General features: G+C 65.3%; 19 protein-coding genes. 13 read left to right on the top strand and 6 right to left on the bottom strand.

The features are described 5' to 3' along the window. The first annotated feature begins 119 nt into the window (after positions 1 to 119). The 7 genes from K289_RS0110950 to K289_RS0110920 all read left to right on the top strand — a co-directional run bounded on the left by K289_RS0110950 (position 120) and on the right by K289_RS0110920 (position 8,117). A complete protein-coding gene (locus K289_RS0110950; RefSeq protein ID WP_027551553.1) occupies positions 120 to 1,265 on the top strand; it encodes an isobutyryl-CoA dehydrogenase in 1,146 nt (381 codons plus the stop codon). Continuing rightward, on the top strand, positions 1,262 to 2,329 hold the full coding sequence (locus K289_RS0110945; protein ID WP_027551552.1) for an enoyl-CoA hydratase/isomerase family protein: 1,068 nt from the start codon (positions 1,262 to 1,264) through the stop codon (positions 2,327 to 2,329). The genes K289_RS0110950 and K289_RS0110945 overlap by 4 nt, the downstream gene beginning before the upstream one ends. A 28-nt stretch (positions 2,330 to 2,357) precedes the next feature. Beyond that, positions 2,358 to 3,245 (top strand): 3-hydroxyisobutyrate dehydrogenase, encoded by an 888-nt coding sequence (mmsB, locus tag K289_RS0110940; protein WP_027551551.1) that lies wholly within the window; start codon positions 2,358 to 2,360, stop codon positions 3,243 to 3,245. A gap of 47 nt (positions 3,246 to 3,292) precedes the next feature. Then, positions 3,293 to 5,011 (top strand): AMP-binding protein, encoded by a 1,719-nt coding sequence (locus tag K289_RS0110935; protein ID WP_027551550.1) that lies wholly within the window; start codon positions 3,293 to 3,295, stop codon positions 5,009 to 5,011. Between the two features lie 194 nt (positions 5,012 to 5,205). Beyond that, positions 5,206 to 5,685, top strand: coding sequence for a MaoC family dehydratase (locus K289_RS0110930; protein WP_027551549.1), 480 nt, complete (start codon positions 5,206 to 5,208; stop codon positions 5,683 to 5,685). Positions 5,686 to 5,817: 132 nt separating this feature from the next. Continuing rightward, complete coding sequence (locus tag K289_RS0110925) at positions 5,818 to 6,735, top strand: SDR family NAD(P)-dependent oxidoreductase (RefSeq protein ID WP_027551548.1); 918 nt, start codon at positions 5,818 to 5,820, stop codon at positions 6,733 to 6,735. A 152-nt stretch (positions 6,736 to 6,887) separates the two neighbouring features. Then, positions 6,888 to 8,117, top strand: a complete 1,230-nt coding sequence (locus tag K289_RS0110920) for a TIGR03862 family flavoprotein (RefSeq protein ID WP_027551547.1) — start codon at positions 6,888 to 6,890, stop codon at positions 8,115 to 8,117. Between the two features lie 105 nt (positions 8,118 to 8,222). Here K289_RS0110920 and K289_RS0110915 read toward each other — a convergent pair whose 3' ends face one another. The 3 genes from K289_RS0110915 to K289_RS0110905 form a co-directional block, all read right to left on the bottom strand. Further along, positions 8,223 to 9,302 carry a D-TA family PLP-dependent enzyme gene (locus K289_RS0110915; protein ID WP_027551546.1) on the bottom strand — a complete coding sequence of 360 codons (1,080 nt, stop codon included), beginning with the start codon at positions 9,300 to 9,302 and terminating at the stop codon, positions 8,223 to 8,225. 116 nt (positions 9,303 to 9,418) lie between these two features. Beyond that, complete coding sequence (locus K289_RS0110910) at positions 9,419 to 11,230, bottom strand: ABC-F family ATP-binding cassette domain-containing protein (RefSeq protein WP_027551545.1); 1,812 nt, start codon at positions 11,228 to 11,230, stop codon at positions 9,419 to 9,421. Positions 11,231 to 11,232: 2 nt separating this feature from the next. Beyond that, on the bottom strand, positions 11,233 to 11,730 hold the full coding sequence (locus tag K289_RS0110905) for a YaiI/YqxD family protein (protein ID WP_027551544.1): 498 nt from the start codon (positions 11,728 to 11,730) through the stop codon (positions 11,233 to 11,235). A gap of 119 nt (positions 11,731 to 11,849) precedes the next feature. Between K289_RS0110905 and K289_RS0110900 the strand changes: the two genes are divergently transcribed. Further along, complete coding sequence (locus K289_RS0110900) at positions 11,850 to 12,650, top strand: hypothetical protein (RefSeq protein WP_027551543.1); 801 nt, start codon at positions 11,850 to 11,852, stop codon at positions 12,648 to 12,650. Between the two features lie 185 nt (positions 12,651 to 12,835). Here the strand turns inward: K289_RS0110900 and K289_RS0110895 are convergent, their stop codons facing one another. Continuing rightward, positions 12,836 to 15,205, bottom strand: coding sequence for a xanthine dehydrogenase family protein molybdopterin-binding subunit (locus K289_RS0110895; protein ID WP_027551542.1), 2,370 nt, complete (start codon positions 15,203 to 15,205; stop codon positions 12,836 to 12,838). Between the two features lie 210 nt (positions 15,206 to 15,415). On the opposite strand from K289_RS0110895, the gene K289_RS0110890 reads away from it, so the two are divergent. Further along, positions 15,416 to 16,495: a Ppx/GppA phosphatase family protein gene (locus tag K289_RS0110890; protein WP_027551541.1), complete on the top strand. Its 1,080-nt coding sequence runs from the start codon at positions 15,416 to 15,418 to the stop codon at positions 16,493 to 16,495. Positions 16,496 to 16,498: 3 nt separating this feature from the next. Then, positions 16,499 to 17,188 (top strand): RlmE family RNA methyltransferase, encoded by a 690-nt coding sequence (locus K289_RS0110885; RefSeq protein ID WP_027551540.1) that lies wholly within the window; start codon positions 16,499 to 16,501, stop codon positions 17,186 to 17,188. Positions 17,189 to 17,261: 73 nt separating this feature from the next. Here the strand turns inward: K289_RS0110885 and K289_RS44195 are convergent, their stop codons facing one another. Further along, positions 17,262 to 18,188 carry a class I SAM-dependent methyltransferase gene (locus tag K289_RS44195; RefSeq protein ID WP_198024684.1) on the bottom strand — a complete coding sequence of 309 codons (927 nt, stop codon included), beginning with the start codon at positions 18,186 to 18,188 and terminating at the stop codon, positions 17,262 to 17,264. A gap of 245 nt (positions 18,189 to 18,433) precedes the next feature. On the opposite strand from K289_RS44195, the gene K289_RS0110875 reads away from it, so the two are divergent. After that, positions 18,434 to 19,924 carry a hypothetical protein gene (locus K289_RS0110875; protein WP_156917908.1) on the top strand — a complete coding sequence of 497 codons (1,491 nt, stop codon included), beginning with the start codon at positions 18,434 to 18,436 and terminating at the stop codon, positions 19,922 to 19,924. A gap of 17 nt (positions 19,925 to 19,941) precedes the next feature. Here K289_RS0110875 and K289_RS0110870 read toward each other — a convergent pair whose 3' ends face one another. Continuing rightward, positions 19,942 to 21,435: an MFS transporter gene (locus tag K289_RS0110870; RefSeq protein ID WP_027551538.1), complete on the bottom strand. Its 1,494-nt coding sequence runs from the start codon at positions 21,433 to 21,435 to the stop codon at positions 19,942 to 19,944. 154 nt (positions 21,436 to 21,589) lie between these two features. Between K289_RS0110870 and K289_RS0110865 the strand changes: the two genes are divergently transcribed. Together K289_RS0110865 and guaB are read left to right on the top strand one after the other, a co-directional pair. Continuing rightward, positions 21,590 to 21,838 (top strand): hypothetical protein, encoded by a 249-nt coding sequence (locus tag K289_RS0110865; RefSeq protein WP_027551537.1) that lies wholly within the window; start codon positions 21,590 to 21,592, stop codon positions 21,836 to 21,838. A 188-nt stretch (positions 21,839 to 22,026) separates the two neighbouring features. Beyond that, on the top strand, positions 22,027 to 23,520 hold the full coding sequence (guaB, locus tag K289_RS0110860) for an IMP dehydrogenase (RefSeq protein ID WP_027551536.1): 1,494 nt from the start codon (positions 22,027 to 22,029) through the stop codon (positions 23,518 to 23,520). Positions 23,521 to 23,701 lie beyond the last annotated feature (181 nt).

Here is a 23,701-nt window from a genome sequence, read left to right as displayed (position 1 = left end):
GCTGTAGCCCAGCCCGTCATTGCGAGCGCAGCGAAGCAATCCATGTCGCCGCGAAAAGAAAGAATGGATTGCTTCGTCGCTTCGCTCCTCGCAATGGCGAGAGAAATGAGCAGCCCAGCATGCAGTTCGCTCTGAACGAGGATCAGATCGCGGTTCGCGACATGGCGTTGGCGTTTGCGGCGGAGAAGATTGCGCCGCACGCGCTGCGCTGGGACGAGGAGAAGCATTTCCCCGTCGACGTCATGCGCGAGGCTGCTACGCTCGGAATGGGCGGCATCTACATCCGCGACGATGTTGGCGGCTCCGCCATGACGCGGTTCGACGCGGCGCTGATTTTCGAGGCGCTCGCGACCGGCTGTCCGACCACATCGGCCTTCATTTCCATCCACAACATGGCGTCCTGGATGATCGATGCCTACGGCAGCGACACCCAGCGCCAGAAGTGGCTGCCAAGGCTCTGCAGCATGGAGCTGATCGCAAGCTACTGCCTGACCGAGCCGGGCGCAGGCTCGGACGCGGCGGCGCTCCGCACCCGTGCGCTACGCGACGGCGACCATTATGTGTTGAACGGCCAGAAGCAGTTCATCTCGGGTGCCGGCGGCACCGACTTGCTGGTCGCGATGGTGCGGACCGGCGGCGACGGCCCCGGCGGCATCTCGACGCTCGTCATCGACGGCAAGGCCCCCGGCGTCTCCTTCGGCGCCAATGAACGCAAGATGGGCTGGAACGCGCAGCCGACCCGCGCCGTGATGTTCGAGAATGCCCGCGTGCCGGTGGCCAACCGGCTGAGCAAGGAGGGCGTCGGCTTCAAGATCGCGATGGCCGGCCTCGACGGCGGCCGTCTCAACATCACCGCGTGCTCGCTCGGCGGGGCGCAGGCCGCGCTCGACAAGGCGCGCAGCTACATGAAGGAGCGCAAGGCCTTCGGCAAGCGGCTCGACGAATTCCAGGCGCTGCAATTTCGCCTCGCCGACATGGCGATCGAGCTGGAAGCTGCGCGCACCTTCCTGTGGCGCGCTGCCGCCGCGCTCGACCGCAAGGATCCGGACGCCACCATGCTCTGTGCGATGGCCAAGCGGTTTGGCACCGACGTCGGGTTCGAGGTCGCCAACCATGCGCTGCAGCTTCACGGCGGCTACGGCTACCTCAGCGAATACGGCATCGAGAAGATCGTGCGCGACCTGCGCGTGCACCAGATCCTCGAGGGCACCAATGAGATCATGCGGCTCATCGTGGCGCGCAAGCTGATCGAGGGCGCGCGATGAATGCAGTGGAAGAGGGCGATCTTGTCGCGCGCGTCGAAGGCTCGGCGGGCGTGATCCGGCTCAATCGCCCCAAGGCGATCAACGCCGTCACGCTGGAGATGTTTCGCGACATCGACAAGGCGCTCGACCGGTTCGAGACCGATCCCGCCGTTGCCGTGATCCTGCTGGAGGGGGCCGGCGAGCGCGGCCTGTGCGCGGGCGGCGATATCCGCGCGCTCTGGGAGAGTTCCAAGGTCAACGGTGATCTCGGCAAGATCCTGTGGCGCGAGGAGTACATCCTCAACGCCCGGATCAAGAAATTCCCGAAGCCCTATGTCGCCTTCATGGACGGCATCGTGATGGGCGGCGGTGTCGGGCTCTCCGCGCATGCCAGCCATCGCGTCGTGACCGATCGCACCAAGCTTGCGATGCCCGAGGTCGGCCTCGGCTTCTTCCCCGATGTCGGCGGCACCTATCTGTTGTCGCGCTCGCCGGGCGAGATCGGTACGTATTTCGGCCTGACCGGCCAGACCATGAACGGCCCGGATGCGATCAATGCGAAGTTTGCCGATGCTGTGGTGCCCGCTTCGAGACTGCAGGCGCTGCGCGAGGCGCTGACGCAGGTTCGTCCCGGCGTGACTGCGGCCGATGCCAACAAGCTCATCAACAGCTTTGCGACCGGTGACGCCGCGGGGCCGGTGGCCGCGAAGCGGGCGATGATCGATGCGCTGTTCGCATTCGACCGGATGGAGGACATCGTCGCCGCGCTCAAACGCGACGGCTCCGAGTTTGCGCAAGCGACGCTGAAGACGCTCAGCGAAAAATCGCCGCGCGGCATGGTGGTGACCTTGAGGCTGCTGCGGCTCGCGCGCAAGGCCTCCAACCTGGAAGAGTGCCTGGTGCGCGAATATCGCGCGGCGCTGGAAGTCTTCCGCAGCGACGATTTCCGTGAGGGCGTGCGCGCGGCCGTGATCGACAAGGACCGCAATCCGACCTGGTCGCCGCCGCGGATCGAGGATGTGACGCCGGACATGGTTGCACCTTATTTCGCCGAGATCGGCGCCGACGAACTCAAGTTCAACTAACAACGACGTTCAAGCGGAGGAAACGAAGATGGCCACGATCGCATTCATCGGTCTCGGCAACATGGGCGGCCCGATGGCGGCCAATCTGGTCAAGGCCGGCCACAAGGTCGTTGCGTTCGACCTGGTCCAGGCTTCGTGTGATCAGGCCAAGGCGGATGGCGCCAGCATCGCCGACAGCGCGACGGGTGCCGTGAAGGGCGCCGACGTCGTCGTCACCATGTTGCCGGCTGGCAAGCACGTCCTCGGCGTCTGGAACGACATCGTCCCCGCCATGGCCAAGGGCGCGCTGGTCATCGACAGCTCGACCATCGACGTCGAAAGCGCGCGGCAGGCGCATGCGCTCGCCGCCAAGCACGGCGTGCTGTCGGTCGATGCGCCGGTCTCCGGCGGCACCGGCGGCGCCAAGGGCGCGAGCCTCACCTTCATGTGCGGCGGCGACGAGCAGGCGTTTTCCGCGGCAAAACCCGTGCTGGAGAAGATGGGCAAGAAGATCGTGCATTGCGGCGGCGCCGGCGCGGGCCAGGCGGCAAAGATCTGCAACAACATGATCCTCGGCATCTCCATGATCGCGGTGAGCGAGGCCTTCGCGCTCGCCGAGAAGCTCGGGCTTTCGCATCAGGCGCTGTTCGACGTCGCCTCGACCTCGTCGGGCCAGTGCTGGTCGCTGACGACCTATTGCCCGGTGCCGGGCCCGGTGCCGACCTCGCCCGCCAACAACGACTACAAGCCGGGCTTTGCGTCGGCGCTGATGGTGAAGGATTTGACGCTCGCGCAGGACGCCGCGAAGGCCGCGGGCGCCGCGACGCCGCTCGGCAAACATGCGCAGGAGATCTATCAGTCTTTCGACGCAGCCGGACATGGCGGGGTGGATTTTTCCGGAATTATCAATCACGTTCGTAGCCTCGCTGGAAAATAGCGAGGCTTTCGGGCTACGCTCGAAGGTCAATTCGACGGGCCCGGAACATGACGACATTTCAGGAAGCGCGCGCGTTTCTGCTTCATAACCGTACGGACTACGAGACTGCGGTCAAAGGTTTCCGCTGGCCCGATCCGGTTCCCTTCAACTGGGCGCTCGACTGGTTCGACGCCGAGCTGGCGGCAAATGCGGAAAGCAAGGACCGGCCCGCGCTCTGGATTGTCGATGCCGCGCAAGAGCGCGAGACCAAGCTTTCCTTCGGAGCGCTCTCGCGCCGCTCCAACCGGGTCGCGAATTTCCTCCGCGCGCAGGGCCTGAAGCGCGGCGATCATCTCCTGCTGCTGCTCGGCAATGTGGTTCCGCTCTGGGAGACCATGCTCGCGGCCATCAAGCTCGGCGTGGTCGTGATCCCCGCCACGACGCTGCTCACTGCCGATGAACTGCGCGACCGGCTCGACCGCGGCAAGGCGAGGGCGGTGGTCGCAGCCCAGGACCAGGTCGCGAAGTTCGCTGGGCTCGGCGCCGAAGGCCTCGTCCGCATCGTGGTCGGTACGGCCGCCGATGGCTGGCTTTCGTACGAAGAGGCGGCAACGGCGTCGGAGAGTTTTGCGCCGGACGGGTCAACCAACGCCGACGACCCGATGCTGCTCTATTTCACCTCGGGCACGACGGCGAAGCCAAAGCTCGTGCGGCACAGCCAGCGCAGCTATCCCGTCGGCCATCTCTCGACGATGTATTGGATCGGGCTGAAGCCCGGCGACGTCCATCTCAACATTTCTTCGCCCGGCTGGGCCAAGCATGCCTGGAGCTGCTTCTTCGCGCCCTGGAATGCGGGCGCCACCGTTTTCGTGGTCAACCAACCGCGCTTCGATGCGAAAAACCTGCTCGCCACCATCGGCCGGTGCGGCGTCACCACGCTGTGCGCGCCGCCGACGGTATGGCGGCTGTTCATCCAGGAGGACCTTGCATCCTTCAAGGTCGCCTTGCGCGAGGTCTGCGGCGCCGGCGAGCCGCTCAATCCCGAGGTGATCGACCAGGTGCAGGCAGCCTGGGGCCTCACCATCCGTGACGGCTACGGCCAGACCGAGACGACCGCACTTGCCGGCAATTCGCCGGGCCAGAAAGTGAAGGTCGGCTCGATGGGCCGGCCGCTACCCGGCTATCGGGTGCAGGTCAGCGACGCCGACGGCCATCCGGCGAAGGAAGGCGAAGTCACGCTGCTGCTCGGCGCAGACCGTCCGGCCGGCCTGATGCAGGGCTATCAGGGCGACGACGGCAAATTGTCGGGCGCGGAAGGCGCGCTCTATCGCAGCGGCGACGTCGTGTTCGCGGACGAGGAGGGCTATCTCACCTTCGTCGGCCGCTCGGACGATGTCTTCAAATCCTCGGATTACCGCATCAGTCCGTTCGAGCTGGAAAGCGTGCTGCTGGAGCACGATCTGGTCGCGGAGGCCGCCGTGGTGCCAAGCCCGGACCCGATCCGGCTCGCGATTCCCAAGGCCTTCGTGCTGCTGACCTCGGGCGCGGAGCGGACGCCGGAGACGGCGCTGTCGATCTTCAAGCACCTGCACACGCGCCTCGCGCCGTTCAAACGCATCCGCCGCATCGAGATCGTCACCGAGCTGCCGAAGACGATCTCTGGCAAAATTCGCCGCGTGCAGCTACGCCGGCTCGAACGCGACGACGATCGCGCCGATCCCTTGCGCGGTCGCGAATTCCGGGAAGAGGACTTTCCGGAGCTGCCGAAAAGCAGGGGTGAGACCTAATTGAATCAGGTCTGGATGTCTGCGCGCTCGTCATTCCACATTGCGCAAGTGCGCAATGGGGGCGATGCGACGGGACCGCGCAAGTGCGGCCCGGAGCATCGAGCCCGGAATCCATCGTCCCGCAGAGTCTGTTGCTAAATGGAATCCGGACTCGCGCGCCGCGCGCCCCGGAATGACAGAGGTTGGAGTTACTCATGAACGAAGTCTGGAAGAAGCCGCCGATCTCCCTCGAGGCCTATCAGGCCCTGGTCGGCAAGGAGGTCGGCGTGTCGTCATGGCACCTGATCGACCAGCCCCGCATCGACACCTATGCCGACGTGATCGAGGATCACCAGTTCATCCATGTCGATCCTGAGCGCGCGAAGAAGGAAACGGCGTTCGGCACGACGATCGCGCATGGCTTCCTGACGATGTCGCTGATGTCGATCATGTCCTACGAGGTGATGCCGGTCATCGCCGGTACCACGATGGGCGTGAATTACGGTTTCGACAAGCTGCGCTTCATCTCGCCCGTGCGTTCGGGCAGGCGCGTCCGCGGCCGTTTCGTGCTGGCCGAGGCCAAGCTGCGCAAGCCCAACGAATTGCAGTCCCGCACCAATGTCACGGTGGAGATCGAAGGCGAGGACAAGCCGGCGCTGGTCGCCGAGTGGCTGGGGCTGATCTATTTCGCCTGACGCTGCCCGTCATGGCCGGGCTTGACCCGGCAATCCATCGCTGCTCAAAAGCTCTCCAAATCGGTGCGCTCGGACCCTCTCCCTGGAGGGTGCCTCGCGGAACGCGAGGAAGACAGAACAGGAACTGCACTCATGGCAATCAGGTTTGATGGACGCGTCGCCATCGTCACCGGCGCGGGCAATGGTCTGGGGCGGGCGCATGCGCTGGGGCTGGCGAGCCGCGGCGCCAAGGTCGTGGTCAACGATTTCGGCGGCGCGCGCGACGGCACCGGTGGTTCGCTCTCGCCGGCGGAAGCCGTGGTCGAGGAGATCCGCAAAGCCGGCGGCATCGCGATGGCCGACGGCGCCGACGTCTCGAATTTCGAGCAGGTCACTGCCATGGTCGAGCGCGCCACCAAGGAATGGGGCAGCGTCGACCTCATGTGCGCCAATGCCGGCATCCTGCGCGACAAGTCGTTCGGCAAGATGGAGGCCGCCGATTTCCAGAAGGTGCTCGACGTGCATCTCGTCGGCACCTTCTACTGCTGCAAGGCGGCCTGGGCCGGCATGCGCGACCGCAACTACGGCCGCATCGTGCTGACCACCTCGTCCTCCGGCCTCTACGGCAATTTCGGCCAGGCCAATTACGGTGCGGCGAAGTCCGGCATGGTCGGACTGATGAACGTGCTGGCCGAGGAGGGCCGCAAGAGCGACATCCGCGTCAACATCATCTCGCCGACGGCGGCCACCCGCATGACCGAGGAGCTGTTGCCGCCGCAGGCGCTGCAATTGATGAAGCCGAACGCGATCACGCCCGCGGTCGAATATCTCCTCAGCGAGGATGCACCCACCCGCACCATCATGGGTGCCGGCGCCGGCTCCTTCGCGGTGATCAAGATCATGGAGAGCGAGGGGATCAACCTGCCGGAGGCCGAATGGACGCCGGACGCCATCGCCGCGCATTTCGCCGAGATCAGCGACATGTCGAAGGCCAAGGCGCTCACCGGCGCGTTCGAGCAGACGCAGAAGTACGTCGCGCAGGCCGCGGCCCGTGCTGGAATCAAGCTCTAACCACCGTCATTCCGGGCGGCCCGCAGGGCGAACCCGGAATCAATCCAGCCGCAAAATCCGTCGCCCAATGCATTCCGGGCTCGCGCCCAAACGGGCGACCCCCGGAATGACGAGCCTCTTTGTGGGGCGAGAATCTGGCCTAAGCTCCCGCCATGCCCTCAACTGAAAACCACGTCGCGATCATCGGCGCCGGTCCCGCCGGGCTGATGGCGGCGGAGGTGCTGGCGCAGGGCGGCGCCCGTGTCACCGTGTACGACGCGATGCCGTCTGCGGGCCGCAAGTTCCTGATGGCCGGCCGTGGCGGGCTCAACCTCACCCATAGCGAGGCGCTGCCGCAGTTCATCGCGCGCTACCGCGAGGCGGCACTGAGGCTGCAAGCTGCGATCGAAGCGTTCCCGCCGGAGGCGCTGCGCGCCTGGTGCGAGGCGCTGGGCGAGCCGACCTTCGTCGGTTCCAGCGGCCGCGTCTTTCCGAAGGCGTTCAAGGCTTCGCCTTTGCTGCGCGCCTGGCTGCGCCGGCTCGATGCCGCCGGCGTGCGCTTTGCCTTTCGCCAGCGCTGGACCGGCTGGGATGACGAGGGGCGGTTGCTGTTTCAAACACCCGGCGGCACGTCCGCTGTTGCCGCCGACGCCATGGTGCTCGCGCTGGGCGGCGCAAGCTGGCCGCGGCTTGGCTCCGACGGTGGCTGGGCGACAATTCTCGCCGGGAAAGACGTTGCGATATCGCCGCTGCGGCCCGCGAATTGCGGCTTCACGATCGCCTGGTCGGACGTCTTCCGTACGCGGTTCGAAGGCCAGCCGCTCAAGGGCATCGCACTGAGCTTCGGCCCGCATGGCGTGCGTGGTGAGGCCATCATCACGCGCGCGGGCATCGAGGGCGGCGCGATCTACGCGCTGTCGGCCGAATTACGCGAAGTGATCGCAGCGAAGGGCGAGACGATCCTAAAGATCGCCTTGCGGCCCGACGTCGACCGGGTCGAGCTCGCCAAGCGCTTGTCTGCGCCACGCGGCAAGCAGTCGTTCTCCAACTTCTTGCGCAAGGCGGCGCAGCTTTCGCCCGTTGCGGTCGGACTGCTCCAGGAGGCGACGATCAGCGCTGGCCAGTCGCTATCGGCAATGCCGCCCGAACGAATGGCAGAGCTCATCAAGGCCGTGCCGATCAGGCTCACCGGTGTTGCGCCGATCGCGCGTGCGATCTCCAGCGCCGGCGGCATCGCTCTCGACGGGCTCGATGCCGATTACATGATCCGCAAGTTGCCCGGCGTGTTCGCTGCCGGCGAGATGCTGGACTGGGAAGCACCCACGGGCGGCTATCTGCTTCAGGCCGCGTTTGCGACGGGTGTTGCCGCAGGCACGGGCGTCTTGAGATGGCTAGCTCGCTAAACACCGTCATTGCGAGCGCAGCGAAGCAATCCAGGAATCTTTCCGCGGTGACACTCTGGATTGCTTCGCTGCGCTCGCAATGACGATCGTGGAGGCGACGTCGCCTTACCGCAGCTTGCCTCTTGCGGCCACCGGCAGCGCGCCGATGATCTCCTCGCCGCGGACCATCACGACCTCGTCCATCATGTTGACGACGACGCAGACGTGATTGGGCACGATGCGCACGACATCGCCGACATTGGGGCGCGTGTTGCTGCGGGAGAGGTCGAGGAAGCCGTGCTCCTCGGCGAAGCGTGCGATCTTGGCTTCGGGGTGTTCCAGGATCAGGCCGTGGCCGTCGAGGCCGCCGGTGTCGGTGGTGAGCGTCTTCGAGCCGGCGTCGAGGATGCCGCGCTCGGGCGCGGCGCGGCTGACGACCGTCGAATAGATGTGCAGCGCGCAGTCGTCCCAGGTGGCGGAGCCGGCCGCGACCTGCATGCGGTCGTTGTAGATGTAGGTGCCGAAGCGGTGCTCGGTGCCGCCCTTGAGCTTGCCGAGATTGACGAGATTCGGCGTGCCGCCGGTCGACACGATCGTGGCGTCCAGCCCGTGCGCGCGCACGCCGGCCAGTGCCTCGTCGTAGAATTTCTGTGCCTCGGCCCAGCCGGTCTCGGTCGGGTAGAGCATGAAGCCCGCGAATTGCAGGCCCTTGGACGCCGCGATCTCGCGCGCGAGCGCGATCGCCTCGGCCGGCGTTTCGACGCCGGCGCGCTTGCGCCCCGTGTCGCACTCGACCACCACCGATAGCGGCCGGCCCGAGGCGGCGGCTGCCTTGGGCAGGCCGGCGACGACCGTCGAGTTGTCGGCGGACACCGTCATGTTGGCCTTGGCCTGCAGCGCGCCCAGCCGCGCCATCTTCTCCTCGCCCAGGAGGTTGTAGCTGATCAGGATGTTGTCGATGCCGGCATTGGCCATGATCTCGGCCTCGCCGAGCTTCTGGCAGGTGATGCCCTTGGCGCCGGCCGCGATCTGCATCTTCGCGAGCGTCGGGTTCTTGTGGGTCTTGATGTGCGGCCGGTTGGCAACGCCGGCGTCGTCGCAAGCTTTTTGAATGCGCGCGATGTTGCGCTCGACCTTGTCCATGTCGATGACGGCACAGGGCGTGCCATATTCACGGGCGATCTTGGCGGCGAGGGGAGTGGTCATCTGATCTCTCTGTTTTCGGTCCCGTAGGATGGGTAGAGCGAAGCGAAACCCATCAGAACCAATCCCGTTGTGCGATGGGTTTCGCTGCGCTCTACCCATCCTACAAATTTTGCGACCTAAGCCTGCTCTATTTCTTCGCGGAGCATTTCCAGTTCAAGCCAGCGTTCTTCCGCAGCGGAAAGCTCCTCATGCGCCTTGGCGATGGCGGTGGAGGTATCGTCGAATTTCTTGCGATCCTTGGCGTAGAGGTTGGGATCGTCCAGCACGCGCTGCAGTTTTGCAATATCGGTGTGAAGCGTGTCGATCTTCTTGGGCAGCGTTTCGAGCGCGTGCTTCTCATTGAAGCTCAGCCGCCGTTTGGGTGCGGACGCCGGAGCGGCGGGCCGCTCCTCCTTCTTCTCCGCAACCGGCTGGGCCTTCGCCGTCTCGCGCTTCAGGTCGGCGCCACGCTGCGCCAGCATGTCGCTGTAGCCGCCGGCATATTCGATCCATTTGCCGTTGCCCTCGGGCGCGATCACGGAGGTGACGACGCGATCGAGGAAATCGCGGTCGTGGCTGATCAGGATCACCGTGCCTTCGTAGTCGCCGAGCATCTCTTCCAGCACGTCGAGCGTTTCGAGATCGAGGTCGTTGGTCGGCTCGTCCAGCACCAAGAGGTTCGACGGCTTTGCCAGGGCGCGCGCCAGCATCAGCCGGCCGCGCTCGCCGCCGGAGAGTACCTCGAGCGGTGTGCCGCGCTGCTCCTGCGCGAACAGAAAGTCCTTCATGTAGCCGACAACGTGCTTCGGCTTGCCGCCGACCATGACGTGGTCGCCGCGGCCGCCGGTCAGGGCTTCCGCCAGCGTCGACTTGGGATCGAGGCTTTCGCGGTGCTGGTCGAGCGTCGCCATCTCCAGATTGGCCCCGAGCCGCACGGTGCCGGACCCGGGCTGCGTGCCGCCGGTGAGCAGATTGACCAGCGTGGTCTTGCCGGCGCCGTTCGGCCCGATGATGCCGAGCCGGTCGCCGCGCTGGATACGCGTTGAGAAATTCTCGACGATCGGGCGCTCGCCGTAGGCCTTGGTGACGCCCTTGGCCTCGATCACCAGCTTGCCGGATTGCTCTGCTTCCGCCGCCGCGAGATTGGCGCTGCCGGCCGTGCCGCGATAGTTGCGCCGCTGATCGCGCAGCGCGTGGAGATTGGCGAGGCGCTTGACGTTGCGCTTGCGGCGGCCGGAGACGCCGTGGCGCAGCCAATGCTCCTCGTCGACGATCTTGCGGTCGAGCTTGTGCTGGTCGCGCTCCTCTTCCGCCAGCACCTCGTCACGCCAGCTCTCGAACGACGCAAAGCCGCGATCGATCTGCTTGATCCGGCCGCGGTCGAGCCAGGCCGTGGAGCGCGAGAGATTGGTGAGGAAGCGACGGTCGTGGCTGATCAGCACCAGCGCGCTGCGCCGGCTGTCGAGCTCCTTTTCCAGCCATTCGATCGTGGTGAGGTCGAGATGGTTGGTCGGCTCGTCCAGAAGCAGAATGTCGGGCGAGGGGGCCAGCACCCGCGCAAGCGCCGCGCGGCGCGCTTCGCCACCGGAGAGGTTTACGGGGGTCTCCTCGCCGGTCAGCCCAAGCTGCTCCAGCAGATAGCGGGCCTGGTGATGGTCGTCGCCGGGCGCAAGCCCGGCCTCGACGTAAGCAAGCGTGGTCTTGTGGTCGCCAAAATCCGGCTCCTGCGGCAGGTAGCGAACCGTCGCGCCCGGCTGCACGAAGCGCGTGCCGCCGTCGGGCTCGACGAGGCCAGCCGCAATCTTCAGCAGCGTCGACTTGCCCGAGCCGTTGCGGCCGATCAGGCAGACGCGCTCGCCTGGCGCCACATTGAGCTCGACGCCGCTCAGGAGCGGCGTGCCGCCAAAGGTCAGCCTGATGTCCTTCAGTTGGATCAGCGGTGGCGCCATGGTCAGCCCTGACTCGCTATGGCCTGGTCGGCGCGGCGGCGCTGGATCCGGCGCAGCGTCTGGTCGAGCGCCGAGAGAAAGGCGGATCGGTCGCGCGGCGCGAACGATCGTGGGCCACCGGTGACTTCGCCTGCCGAGCGCAGGTCCGTCATCAGGTTGCGGACCGCGAGGGTCATGCCGATCGATTCTTCCGTGAACGGCTTGCCGTTCGGCGCGATGACGTCGGCGCCCGCCTTCACGCAGCGGCTGGCCAGCGGAATGTCGGCGGTTACGACGACATCGCCGGGGCCCGCGCGCTCCGCGATCCAGTCGTCGGCGGCGTCCATGCCGGCGCCTGCCGCGACGCGCTCGATCGACGGATCCTGCGGCACGCGGATGAAATTGCCGGCGACCACGCTCACCGGCACGCCGTGCCGGAGCGCGACGCGATAGATCTCGTCCTTCACCGGACAGGCGTCGGCGTCGACATAGATGCGGGTGGTGCCGGGAGGGTTCGTCATCGGCCGCGTGGTACCCCATTCGGGCCGCAAAGGCGAGGGGATTGACCCCGGTTCCTCAGGCCCTACGATCATGCCGAAACAACAAGAATTCAGGGCAAGAACCTAGGGAAAGCGCACCCATGCCGAACCGGCTCGAAACCTATCGCGTGCAGGCCTACAACACGGCCAAGCAATCCGAGAACAAGATGCACGACGACACGGTGGCGCGCCGCTTCGGCTTCTCCGGCGGGCTCGTGCCCGGCGTGGACGTCTTCGCCTACATGATGCACGTGCCGATCGCCCGCTGGGGCCGCGAATTCCTTTCGAGGGGGCTGGTCGAGGCACGCTTCATCAAGCCGGTCTATGACGGTGAGGCCGCCGATGTCGATGCCACCGAGCACAATGAGCTACTCACGATCGAGGTGTTCAGCCGCACTGAGCTCTGCGCGACGGGGACCGCTTCGCTCCCGGCGGCCGCGCCCATGGCTATCTTGGACGACTATGTCGCGGTCCCGGCTGTAGCCGAGCGCAAGCCGGTTGCCCTTTCGACTTTTGAGACCGGCAAATGGCTCGGGACGGTGCCGCGCCGCTGGGCCGGGCAGGACGCCACTGACTATCTCGCCGACATCCGGGAAGCGGATCCGATCTTCGCGCGCGAGGGGCTCGGCCATCCCGGGCTGATCCAGCGCGTCATGAACCGCGTGCTGGTCGACAACACGATTCTGGGGCCGTGGATCCATGTCGGCAGCCGCATGCAGCTCTTGTCGGCGGTGCGCTCCGGAGACGAGATCACCGCGCGGGCGAAGGTCAGCGCGAACTACGAGAAGAAGGGCCACCGCTTCGTCGAGCTCGACGCGCTGGTCGTCGCCAACGGCACGACGCCGCTGGCGCATTGCCAGCACACCGCGATCTACCAGCCGCGCGAGCAGGCGGCGGCGTAAAGCGGGAAGAGGGCAAGCCTGCCACTTCAAACACGGTGTCATGCCCCGGCTTGACCAGGCCCAGTACGCCGCGGCTTCTCCGTATCCACGCGCTGCCTCTGGAATACTGGATCGCCCGCTCCAGTGCGCAATTGCGCACAAGGCGGGCGATGACACTGATGATTGCGGAGGCGGAAGCGCGTCTCTTACGCCGCCCCCTTCGCATCCTGGATCGCGCGCCAGACGCGCTCGGGCGTCAGCGGCATGTCGATGTGCTTGATGCCGTACTCCGAGAGCGCATCGACCACCGCGTTCACCACGGTCGACATGCTGCCGGCGCAGCCGGCTTCGCCGCAGCCCTTGCTGCCGAGCGGGTTGGTGGTGGCGGGCACCGGGTGATCGCCGATCGTCATGTTCGGCACGTCCTCGGCGCGCGGCAGCGCGTAGTCCATCAGCGAGCCCGTGATCGGCTGACCGCTCTCGTCGTAGCGGATCTGCTCCATCAGCGCCTGGCCGATGCCCTGGACGACGCCGCCATGGAGCTGGCCGGCGACCAGCATCGGGTTGATCACCGTGCCGAAATCGTTCACCGCGCTGTAGCGCACGATCTGCACCACTCCGGTATCAGGATCGATCTCGACCTCGGCGACGTGGCAGCCGTTCGGGAAGGCCGACGGCACAACGTCGCTGGTGTGATCGACGTCGAGCGAGTCAGGCACGCCCTCCGGCACCTTGCCGTCATGCAGGCGCCTGGCGAGCTCCATGATGTCGATGCTGCGATCGGTGCCGGCGATGGTGAAGCTGCCGTCGGCGAATTCGATGTCGGCTTCGGAAGCCTCCAGCATGTGCGCGGCGGCGCGCTTGCCCTTCTCGATGACGAGCTTGGAGGCCCCAACGATCGCCATGCCGCTCGCCGTGATCGAGCGCGAACCGCCGGTGCCATTGCCGGTGTGGACGATGTCGCTGTCGCCCTGCACCAGCTTGACGCTCTCGAAGGGGATGCCGAGCTGCGCGCACAGCACCTGCGCAAACGGCGTGGCGTGGCCCTGGCCGTAGTCGAGCGTGCCGGTGATGAGCTGCACCGTACCGTCGGGATCGAACACGATCTTGCCGAGCTCGACGCTCGGCGGCGCGGTGACCTCGAGATAGGAGCCGACCGCGATGCCGCGCAGCTTACCGGCTTTCCTGCTCTCCTTCTTGCGCTTGGCGAAGTTCTCGTGGTCGGAGATCTCGAGCGCCTTGTTGAACACCGACTGGAAGTCGCCGCTGTCATAGGTGACGCCGGAGGAGGCCGGGAACGGCATCTGGTTCGGCTTGATGAAGTTGCGCTTGCGCAGCGTCAGCCGGTTGATGCCCATCTCGTCGGCGGCGCGGTCGATCAGGCGCTCCATGTAGTAGTTCGCCTCGGGCCGGCCGGCGCCGCGATAGGCGCCCATCAGCGTGGTGTTGGTGAGCACGGTCTTGATGTCGACCGCCATCAGCGGCGTGCGATAGACGCTGGAGAAGTTCTTGCCGGTGTTGAGCGAGAGCGGGCCGGGTGCGACGCCGGTGATGTAGGCGCCGAGATTGCCGTAGCCCGAGAGTTTTGCCGCGAGGAAATGGCCCTCGGCATCGAGCGCGAGTTCGGCGTGGATCTTCTGCGCGCGGCCGTGGCTGTCGGAGAGGAAGCTGGTCGAACGCTCGTCGAGCCACTTCACCGGACGTCCCAGCGCCTTTGCCGCGTACAGGATGCACATGTATTCGGGATAGTTGATGTTCTTCATGCCGAAGGAGCCGCCGACATTGGCGGTGAGGATGCGCACCTTCTCGTTCGGCACCTTCAGGTTCTTGGCGAGGTTGGCGCGGTTGCCCGCGACGCCCTGCGTCGGCACCTGGATGGTGTAGCGCTCGGTCTTCTTGTCGTAGGAGGCAAGCCCCACACGCGGCTCCATCGAGACCACGGCGACCCGGGTGTTCTCGATGTCGAGCCTGGTCACATGGGCGGCGCCGGCAAAGGCGGCGTTGACCTTCTCCACGTCGCCATAGTGGTAGTCGAGCGCGACGTTATTCGGGATGTGGTCGTAGAGCTGCGGTGCATCGGACTTGGCGGCTTCCTCGGGATCGGTCACCGCCGGCAGCGGCTCGACGTCGACCTCGACCGCCTCGGCGGCGTCGCGCGCCTGCGCCAGCGTCTCCGCCACGACGAAGGCGACGGGGTCGCCGACGAAGCGGACCTTGTCGGTCGCGAGCGGCTGGCGGTTGGTCTGGAGCAGGGGCGAACCGTCACGGCTCTTCAGCGGCAGGCCGCAGGTGAAGGGGCCGTAGCCGGCGTCGTCGAGGTCCGTTCCTGTCCACACCCCCAGCACTCCGGGCATCGCCCTGGCGGCGTCGGTGCCGATGCCGCGGATCACGCCATGGGCATGGGTCGAGCGGACGATCACGGCATAGGCCTGGCCGGGCAGGTTGAAATCGTCGGTGTAGCGGCCCTTGCCGCGCACCAGCGTGTCGTCCTCCTTGCGCCTGACCGGCTGTCCGACGCCGTATTTTTGCAGTGCAATAGCGTTTTCGAGCGAGGACGATTTGGTGTGTTCTTGCATGGAAATGTCCTGAAAAGCCGGCATTTGCGCGGGTTTCGCGGGCGCTTGAAGGACCGACCCCGTTCAGATAACCCACGGCCCCGTTCACGACAACGCACGAATAGGCATGGTCCTATGTGATGCGTTGTTGCGCAGGCTTCGCGCGCTGCTAAAGTTTCAGGCGAAAAAGCAATTCCAGATTGGCCCAGCGGGTCGCGGAAAGACGTTTGTATGAATGACCACACGCGGCTCCGGAACGGCCATGCGCCGCACGGGGGCCTGGAGGGGACGATGGCGACGGTGGCGCTTGCCGCCGGCTCGGCCGTCCCCGCGCCGGTGCCGGGAACCGGCGTCTATGCGGCGCTTGACCTCGGCACCAACAATTGCAGGCTCCTGATCGCCTGTCCGACCGACGACGGCTTTCGCGTGGTCGATTCCTTCTCGCGCATCATCCGGCTCGGCGAGGGCGTCTCGGCGACCGGCTGCATCAGCGAGGCGGCGATCGAGCGCGCCATCGCGGCGCTCAGCATTTGCCGCGACAAGATCAACCTGCGCAAGGCGAGGCGGCTTCGGCTGATCGCCACCGAAGCGTGCCGGGCGGCCTCGAACGCGGAAGGATTTCGCAGCCGCGTCGCGGCCGAAACCGGCATCCAGCTCGAGGTGATCGACCGAGAGACCGAGGCGGCGCTGGCCGTGCTCGGCTGCTCGCCGCTGGTCGACCCCAGGGGGCGCGGCGCGATCCTGTTCGATATCGGCGGCGGCTCGACCGAGCTGGTGCGGATCGAGCGCGACCCGGCCGACGAAAACCCGCAGCCGCGCATCAAAGCCTGGATGTCGATTCCGCTCGGCGTGGTGACGCTGGCCGAGCAGTTCGGCGGCCGCGACGTGACGCCCGACATCTATGCTGCGATGGAGCAGGAGGTCGCGAACCATGTCGCGCCGTTCGCGGAAGAGCATGGCCGTGATCTTGCCGACATGCATCTGCTCGGCACCTCCGGCACCGTGACGACGCTCGCCGGCATCCATCTCAACCTGCCGCGCTACGATCGCCGCCGCATCGACAGCATCTGGATGAACGATGCCGACATCACCGCGACCATCAGCAAGCTGCTCGGCATGAGCTATGAGGAGCGCGCCGGCAACAATTGCATCAGCATCGAGCGCGCCGATCTCGTGCTCGCGGGCTGCGCCATTCTCGACGCCATCCGCCGTGCCTTTCCGCTGCCGCGCCTGCGTGTCGCCGACCGCGGCCTGCGCGAAGGCATGCTGGTCGAGATGATGCGCGAGGACGGTGCGCTCAGGAGCTGGTGAGAGATGGCCAAGGACACCACCGGCCGCTTGCACGTTCAGGTCAAGACCGGCGGCAAGCGCAAATTGTCGTCAAAGCTCTGGCTGGAGCGGCAGCTCAACGATCCCTACGTCGCCAAGGCGAAGGCGCAAGGTTATCGCTCCCGCGCGGCATTCAAGCTGCTCGAGATGGACGACAAGTTTCGTCTGCTGAAGCCCGGCATGGCCGTGGTCGATCTCGGTGCCGCGCCCGGCGGCTGGAGCCAGATCGCCGCCAAGCGCGTCGGCTCCGTGGACGGCAAGGGCAAGGTGGTCGCGATCGATCTCTTGGAGATGCCGGAAATCCCCGGCGTCGACTTCGCGCAGCTCGACTTCATGGACAATGACGCGCCGGACAAGCTCACCGCGATGCTGGGGGGCGGTGCCGACGTCGTGATGTCAGACATGGCCGCCAACACCACCGGTCATCGCAAGACCGACCAGCTCCGCATCGTCGGTCTGGTCGAGACCGCAGCCGCCTTTGCCTGCGATGTGCTCAAACCCGGCGGCACGTTCCTGGCGAAGACGTTCCAGAGCGGTGCCGACGCCGAGCTGCTCGCCCAGCTCAAGCGCGACTTCGCCACGGTGCGCCATGTCAAGCCTGCTGCGAGTCGGCAGGATTCCTCCGAGCGCTACGTGCTGGCGACGGGATTTCGCGGCGCGGATGGCGGAGAGTAGCCGTCGGGAGTCCCTTCACGGGTGGCCTGCGCAGGCGAGTCGCCGCAAGACGTCGTCGCCCTTGCGGCAGCACTTATCCGCGCACGCGCAGATAGATCGACGACGGGAAGTGACCGGTCGTGTTGGGCACGTTCAGCCCGTTGACGTCGGGGATCGGCGAATATTCCGGAAAGACGTCCTTCATCACGTCCTGCGCATCGTAGTGAAGCATGCTGAGGCAGAACAGGATCTCCAGCCGGTCATTGTTGGTCAGCAAGGCCTGGAGCACGGTCGTCTCGGCGCCCTGAAACAATCCGTCCAGAAGATCGCGCTGGAACGAATAGGGGAAATAGATGTCGTGGATGTGGATCACGCAGCCCGGCTTGATGCGGGGAAGCACCTCCAGATAGAGGTGGGCGACGTCGCCCACAGGCCGCACCGCGTGCGAGGTGTCGATGAACAGGAAATCGCCGTCGCCGAGCTGGTCGAACGCGGCGGGGTCAAGCTCCTCCACCTTGCTGATCACGAGCTCGATCCCGGGCGAGCTCTTCAGATAGTCGCTGGGATAGGGCTCGATGCAGGTATGCTTGCCGGGGTGCCCCTCCGACGCATTCAGCGCCAGCGCCTTCGTGGCGCAATGCGTCGACACGCCTGACCCGACCTCGATCACGCGCTTGGGCTTGAGCCAGCGCAGCACGCCATGCAGGGCCTGCGCCTCGACATAGCCGAAGCCCGGTCCGAAGCCCCGGGACGCACCCTCTTTGTAGGTGGCGTTGCCGCGGTATTCGGGCTCGAACGGTTTGACGATCTCCTGCAGGCGCGCGACCTGCCGGGCGATGTCGGTGTCTATTCCGGTCATCGGCGAGCGCTTCGCCCATTTGTCCTTGGTCCGCGTCAGCTCGCGGACGTCGGCAATCGGCGTGTAGTAGTGGTTCGGCAGCACCACAACGCCACCGCTCAGCGCCACCTGATGCACCTTCAGGAAGGTCGACTTGATGATGTCCCTGGACAGCCTGTTCACGCGCAGCATCCCCGTCGTTTGAGCGGCATCTCTATCACGCGAAATGCGACAGTTTAATGCAGCTCACGTTCGGTATGTTAAGTCGCGACGGCAACATCGTTGCCCGATCGGAAGTTATTCGGGGTTTCGCCCTACTTTTTGCAACCTCCGCCGACTCGCGCGACTTCGGTGTAACTTGATTGATATCATAACATAACAATCTAACGTTACATATCGCCCACCGCTCTCCTTCGGAGCGGCGTCCCATGAGCAAGCAAAGGCGGTTGAGAATGCCCGTTTCGCGACGTGATCTTTTGAAGGCAGGTGCGGTGACCATTCCGTCAGTGAGCCTCGCCTCAACGAGCAGTAGCGTCGCCTGCTACGCCGATCCGACTTACCTGACCGGGATTGGTCAGGTTGCGACCAGCTGCCAGGTCCCGACGACGCTCTACAGCTACAACAACACCTTGCAATCCTCCGCGCACAGATCGGCTCATTTCAACCGATCGGGTGCCCCTCTCTCGAGGATTCGAATTGTGGTGCCAAACTTCGCGGTCTTTGCCGGGACTGGCGCTCCCCGGACCTGGGCTGCGCGGGTCGAATATCCCATCAACAGCCTCAACACCGTACGGTGGACGGAATCGACTCCCGCTACCTCGGACGGCACATTCGTGGCGACGCCCAATGGGCTCTGGAGCGTGTCGGACGAGCTGGTGCTGCCGACACCGATTCCCGACAATGCGATGTTCTGGGTGCGGCTGTGGCAATCGGCGGAGGCGCCGGCGCCAAGCAGCACGTTGCCGGGGTTGTTGTTTCACGATCTCACGAGCAATCTGGCTGCGCTCGACGTCAATGGTCAGCCGGGCCCGTTCAGCAATCGAACGATCAGCAACGGATTGGGCGAAACCAACTACATCTTCAATCCGCCCGCGGCCATCATCGACAAACCCGTGTATCAACGCGACAGCGGCAATCAAACGCAGACCTGTCTGTTCAACTATTGGGACCAGCAAGATCCCGCGGGCGCATATATTCCCTGGATCAGCACGCGGCCGCTCGCGATCCTGGGCCCGACGCAAAAGCCATCATTCACGCTCTGGGGCGATAGCCGGGTTGTCGGGCTCGGCGACACCTACAACGGTCTGTCGAACAACAAGGGGGAGGTCGAGCGCAGCATTGGCAATGAATTCGCCTATATCAACTTCGGCATCCCCGGTCAGCGGGCGGATGATTTCATGGGCAATCTGACCGGCGTTCAAGATGCCTACAACGCGTATAGTCATGTGGCCAAGTCGTATACGACGAACCTCATTGAGGATCTCGGTGGCGCTGACATCATTTCTGCAGACCGCGGGAGGACGCCCTCGGACGTGTTCGGTACCAAGCAGGCCATCTGGAACTTCTGGACCGCGCCGACCACAACAAGCACGAAAACTCTGTCGTCGATTGCCACGTTGACGCTTCCCTGCGCCGCGTCGGCGGTCAGCGGACAATGGACGACTTTCGATCAAGCCAACGGGACGGGAAATTCGAATCTGGAAGCGCTGAACGCCCTGTTGCGAGCGAACGTTAATGTTCGCGTATTCGATGTTGCCTCAGTGGTGTCGCAAATCGCCACCGGGCATTCCGGCTCTCCCCAATATTTGTGGAAGCCCAATACGCCAGCCTTCACCGTCGATGGCCTTCATGAAAGCCAGGCTGGGTGTTACGCTATCCTCGATAGCGGCGTCGTCAACCCGCATCTTCTCGGGTCTTGATCCCGCGCGCTCGGCGGTCACCCCAGCCGCTGATCCCGCATGTCCTGCGTATCCTCGGTCGCCACCTTGACGGCGGCGCTCGCCGCGCTCTTTTCCGCGCCTTTGCGGCTGGAAATCTCCACCGCCTTGCGGCCGGAGATCTCGTGGCCGGCGTCGCCGGGCATCTGCCAGAAGAAATAGCTCGAGGCTGCCGAGGTCAGCGCGACGACGACGAAGGCGGGTGCGAACACGGTGGCGTCGAGCTCGCTGACGTGGCGCAGCCACATCGTCGTTTCCACCGAGGCGGCGCCGACCGCGACACCGGCGGAGACCGCGAGCTGCTGGTTGACGCTGACGAGCGTGGTGGCGCGGCTCATCTGAGGGTTCTCGACCTCGGCATAGGCGACCGTGTTGATCGCGGTGAACTCCAGCGAGCGGAAGAAACCACCGACCACCAGGATGACCATGATGATGAGCAGCGGGGTCGTCACCGTGAACAGCGCGCAGACGCCGAGGAAGAACGCGCTGATGATCGCGTTCACCGTCATCAGGTTGCGGAAGCCGAAGGTGCGGATGATCCGCGCGGCCAGCGTCTTCATGCCCATGGCGCCGAGCGAGGAGGCGAAGGTCACGAGTCCCGAATGGAACGGCGTCAGCCCGAAGCCGATCTGCATCAGAAGCGGGAGCAGGAAGGGCAGCGCGCCGATCCCGAGCCGGAACATGAAGCCGCCGATGACGGCGGCGCGCAACGTCGGCAGCTTCAGCAGCGAGAAGTCGAGCACGGGCGATCCCGTCCGCCGGGCATGGAGCACGTAGAGCGTCATCGAGATTGATCCGCCCACGACCAGCGCCGCGACCGTGCTCCACGGCAACAAATTGAGGCCGGCGACCGACAATCCGAATGCGATGCCGGCAAGCCCGAGCCCTGCGAGCACCATGCCGTAGAGATCGAACTTCTCCTGCGTCTCGCTCTTGATGGGATCGATGAAGCGCAAGGCCATGAAGATGCCGAGCAGTCCGATCGGGATGTTGATCAGGAAGATCCAGTGCCAGGATGCGTAGGTCGTGATGAAGCCGCCGAGCGGCGGGCCGATCACCGGACCTATGAGGGCAGGGACCGTCACCCAGGCCATGGCGTTGACCAGCGCGCTCTTGTCGACCGAGCGCAGCAGCACGAGCCGCCCCACAGGCGTCATCATCGCGCCGCCCATGCCCTGGAGGATGCGCGCGAACACGAAGTCGGTGACCGAGGTCGAGAGCGCGCAGCCGACCGAGCCCACCATGAACACGCCGACCGCGATTGCAAACACCATACGCGCGCCGAACCGGTCGGCAGTCCAGCCGCTCGCCGGGATGAACACCGCGAGCGAGAGCAGGTAGGAGGTGATCGCGAGCTTCAGTGTCAGGGGGCTGGTGCCGATGTCGGCGGCGATCGCCGGCAGCGAGGTGGCGATCACCGTCGAGTCCATGTTCTCCATGAACAGTGCGGTGGCCACGATCAGCGGAATCACGCGTTGCTTGTCGACCGACATGACAGATTGGTAATGGAAATCAGAAGGAAAGGGTGAGCTTGCGGCTTATCACCGCCGCCGGGCCGGGACCATTGCGGAACCACGCATAGCACCTAAATCCTGCGTAACAACGGTGTGACCCCTCGCGGTTGCACCGGGCGCCGGAGATCCCGTGATGATCTACATCCTTGCCGCGCTGCTGCCGCCGATCGGGCTGCTCCTGAACGGCCAGCCGTTTTCGGCGATCTTCAACCTCGTCCTGTGCGTCGTCTGCGTGATTTTCGGCCTGGTCTTCCACATCCTGCTGCTGGTGCCGTCGGCCCATGCCATCATCGCGGTGCACATGAAGAGGGAGGACCGGCGGCATCGGGAGGTGGTGGAGGCGATCCGTCAGCACGGCGCGCCGCCGGGCTATCCACGCTGATTTGAGGCAAAAAAGCCTGTGCATGGCTGGCAATCGGTCCGAATTGCTTTGATTCGTCATCCGGCCGTGCTATCGACCGGCGTCAACCCCACCGATGGGCTCCGATTCGACGGCGATGCCGCAAGGTACGCCGAGGGCGGCGCTCATCCATAAGCATTTGCGGCAGGGCCGCAGGAAGGAGTTGGCATATGGCCACGGTGCAACTTCAAGGCATCCGCGAAGCCTTTACGTTCGACGACGTGCTGTTGAAGCCTGGCCTGTCGGACGTCATGCCGGGCGAAGTCGACATCCGCTCCCGCGTCACCCGCGCCATTCCGCTCAACATTCCGATCATGGCCTCGGCCATGGACACCGTCACCGAGGCGCGGATGGCGATCGCCATGGCGCAGGCCGGCGGCCTCGGCGTCATCCATCGCAATTTCGACCCCGAAGGGCAGGCCGCCCAGGTGCGGCAGGTCAAGCGATACGAGTCGGGCATGGTGGTGAATCCGCTGACCATCAGCCCCGAGGCCACGCTCGACGATGCGCTGAAGCTGATGAGCGATCACGGCATCTCCGGCATTCCCGTCGTTACCGGCGCAGGCAAGACCACGCCGGGCAAGCTGGTCGGCATCCTCACCAACCGCGATGTGCGCTTTGCCACCGATCGCCGGCAAAAAGTCTCCGAGCTGATGACGCACGAAAACCTCGTCACGGTGCGCGAGCACGTCAGCCAGGACGAGGCGAGGCGGATGCTGCACAAGCACCGCATCGAGAAACTGCTCGTCGTCGACGACCAGTATCGCTGCGTCGGCCTGATCACCGTGAAGGACATGGAGAAGGCGGTCGCCCATCCGCTCGCCTGCAAGGATGCGCATGGGCGCCTGCGGGTTGCCGCGGCGACCACCGTCGGCGACACCGGCTTCGAGCGCACCGAGCGCTTGATCGATGCCGGCGTCGATCTCGTCGTGGTCGACACCGCGCATGGTCATTCCCGCCACGTGCTTCACGCCGTCAACCGCATCAAGCGCTTGTCCAACTCGGTGCAGGTCGTCGCCGGCAACGTTGCCACCGAAGACGGCGCGCAGGCGCTGATCGACGCGGGCGCGGACTGCATCAAGGTCGGCATCGGCCCGGGCTCGATCTGCACGACGCGCATCGTCGCAGGCGTCGGCGTGCCGCAGCTCACCGCGATCATGGATGCGGTGGAAGCCGCGAAGAAGGCCGACATCCCCGTCATCGCCGACGGCGGCATCAAATTCTCCGGTGATTTGGCCAAGGCACTCGCGGCCGGTGCCGACATCGCCATGGTTGGCTCGCTGCTGGCCGGCACCGACGAAACGCCCGGCGAGGTGTTTTTGTGGCAGGGCCGCTCCTACAAGGCCTATCGCGGCATGGGCTCGGTGGGCGCGATGGCGCGCGGCTCGGCCGACCGCTACTTCCAGCAGGACATCAAGGACACGTTGAAGCTCGTGCCCGAAGGCATCGAGGGCCAGGTGCCCTACAAGGGCCCGGTTGGCAACGTCATGCACCAGCTCGCCGGTGGCTTGCGCGCCGCGATGGGCTATGTCGGCGCGCGCGACCTCAACGATCTGCATGCGAAAGCACAGTTCGTCCGCATCACCGGCGCTGGCCTTCGCGAAAGCCACGTCCACGACGTGACCATCACGCGCGAATCGCCGAACTATCCGGGCGGGGGTTAGTAGCCTTCCTCCGCTCTATCCATCGTCATGGCCGGGCTTGACCCGGCGATCCAGGTCTGGCGGCTTGCCCCATACACCGCTGTCATGCCCCGGCTTGACCTGGGTATCCAGTACGCTGCGGCTTCTCCGTATTCGTCTCCGTCTCTGGAGTACGCCCGATCAAGTCGGGCGATGACAGCGA

It is taken from the genome of Bradyrhizobium sp. Cp5.3 (assembly GCF_000426265.1).
Taxonomy (GTDB): domain Bacteria; phylum Pseudomonadota; class Alphaproteobacteria; order Rhizobiales; family Xanthobacteraceae; genus Bradyrhizobium; species Bradyrhizobium neotropicale.
This window is presented reverse-complemented; position numbering and strand designations above follow the sequence as displayed.

What these genes read in the sequence shown, in the direction of transcription:
- K289_RS0110950 (WP_027551553.1), top strand. Translation starts at nt 120, where the DNA reads ATGCAGTTCGCTCTGAACGAGGATCAGATCGCGGTTCGCGACATGGCG.
- K289_RS0110945 (WP_027551552.1), top strand. Translation starts at nt 1,262, where the DNA reads ATGAATGCAGTGGAAGAGGGCGATCTTGTCGCGCGCGTCGAAGGCTCG.
- mmsB (WP_027551551.1), top strand. Translation starts at nt 2,358, where the DNA reads ATGGCCACGATCGCATTCATCGGTCTCGGCAACATGGGCGGCCCGATG.
- K289_RS0110935 (WP_027551550.1), top strand. Translation starts at nt 3,293, where the DNA reads ATGACGACATTTCAGGAAGCGCGCGCGTTTCTGCTTCATAACCGTACG.
- K289_RS0110930 (WP_027551549.1), top strand. Translation starts at nt 5,206, where the DNA reads ATGAACGAAGTCTGGAAGAAGCCGCCGATCTCCCTCGAGGCCTATCAG.
- K289_RS0110925 (WP_027551548.1), top strand. Translation starts at nt 5,818, where the DNA reads ATGGCAATCAGGTTTGATGGACGCGTCGCCATCGTCACCGGCGCGGGC.
- K289_RS0110920 (WP_027551547.1), top strand. Translation starts at nt 6,888, where the DNA reads ATGCCCTCAACTGAAAACCACGTCGCGATCATCGGCGCCGGTCCCGCC.
- K289_RS0110915 (WP_027551546.1), bottom strand. Translation starts at nt 9,302, where the DNA reads ATGACCACTCCCCTCGCCGCCAAGATCGCCCGTGAATATGGCACGCCC.
- K289_RS0110910 (WP_027551545.1), bottom strand. Translation starts at nt 11,230, where the DNA reads ATGGCGCCACCGCTGATCCAACTGAAGGACATCAGGCTGACCTTTGGC.
- K289_RS0110905 (WP_027551544.1), bottom strand. Translation starts at nt 11,730, where the DNA reads ATGACGAACCCTCCCGGCACCACCCGCATCTATGTCGACGCCGACGCC.
- K289_RS0110900 (WP_027551543.1), top strand. Translation starts at nt 11,850, where the DNA reads ATGCCGAACCGGCTCGAAACCTATCGCGTGCAGGCCTACAACACGGCC.
- K289_RS0110895 (WP_027551542.1), bottom strand. Translation starts at nt 15,205, where the DNA reads ATGCAAGAACACACCAAATCGTCCTCGCTCGAAAACGCTATTGCACTG.
- K289_RS0110890 (WP_027551541.1), top strand. Translation starts at nt 15,416, where the DNA reads ATGAATGACCACACGCGGCTCCGGAACGGCCATGCGCCGCACGGGGGC.
- K289_RS0110885 (WP_027551540.1), top strand. Translation starts at nt 16,499, where the DNA reads ATGGCCAAGGACACCACCGGCCGCTTGCACGTTCAGGTCAAGACCGGC.
- K289_RS0110875 (WP_156917908.1), top strand. Translation starts at nt 18,434, where the DNA reads ATGAGCAAGCAAAGGCGGTTGAGAATGCCCGTTTCGCGACGTGATCTT.
- K289_RS0110870 (WP_027551538.1), bottom strand. Translation starts at nt 21,435, where the DNA reads ATGTCGGTCGACAAGCAACGCGTGATTCCGCTGATCGTGGCCACCGCA.
- K289_RS0110865 (WP_027551537.1), top strand. Translation starts at nt 21,590, where the DNA reads ATGATCTACATCCTTGCCGCGCTGCTGCCGCCGATCGGGCTGCTCCTG.
- guaB (WP_027551536.1), top strand. Translation starts at nt 22,027, where the DNA reads ATGGCCACGGTGCAACTTCAAGGCATCCGCGAAGCCTTTACGTTCGAC.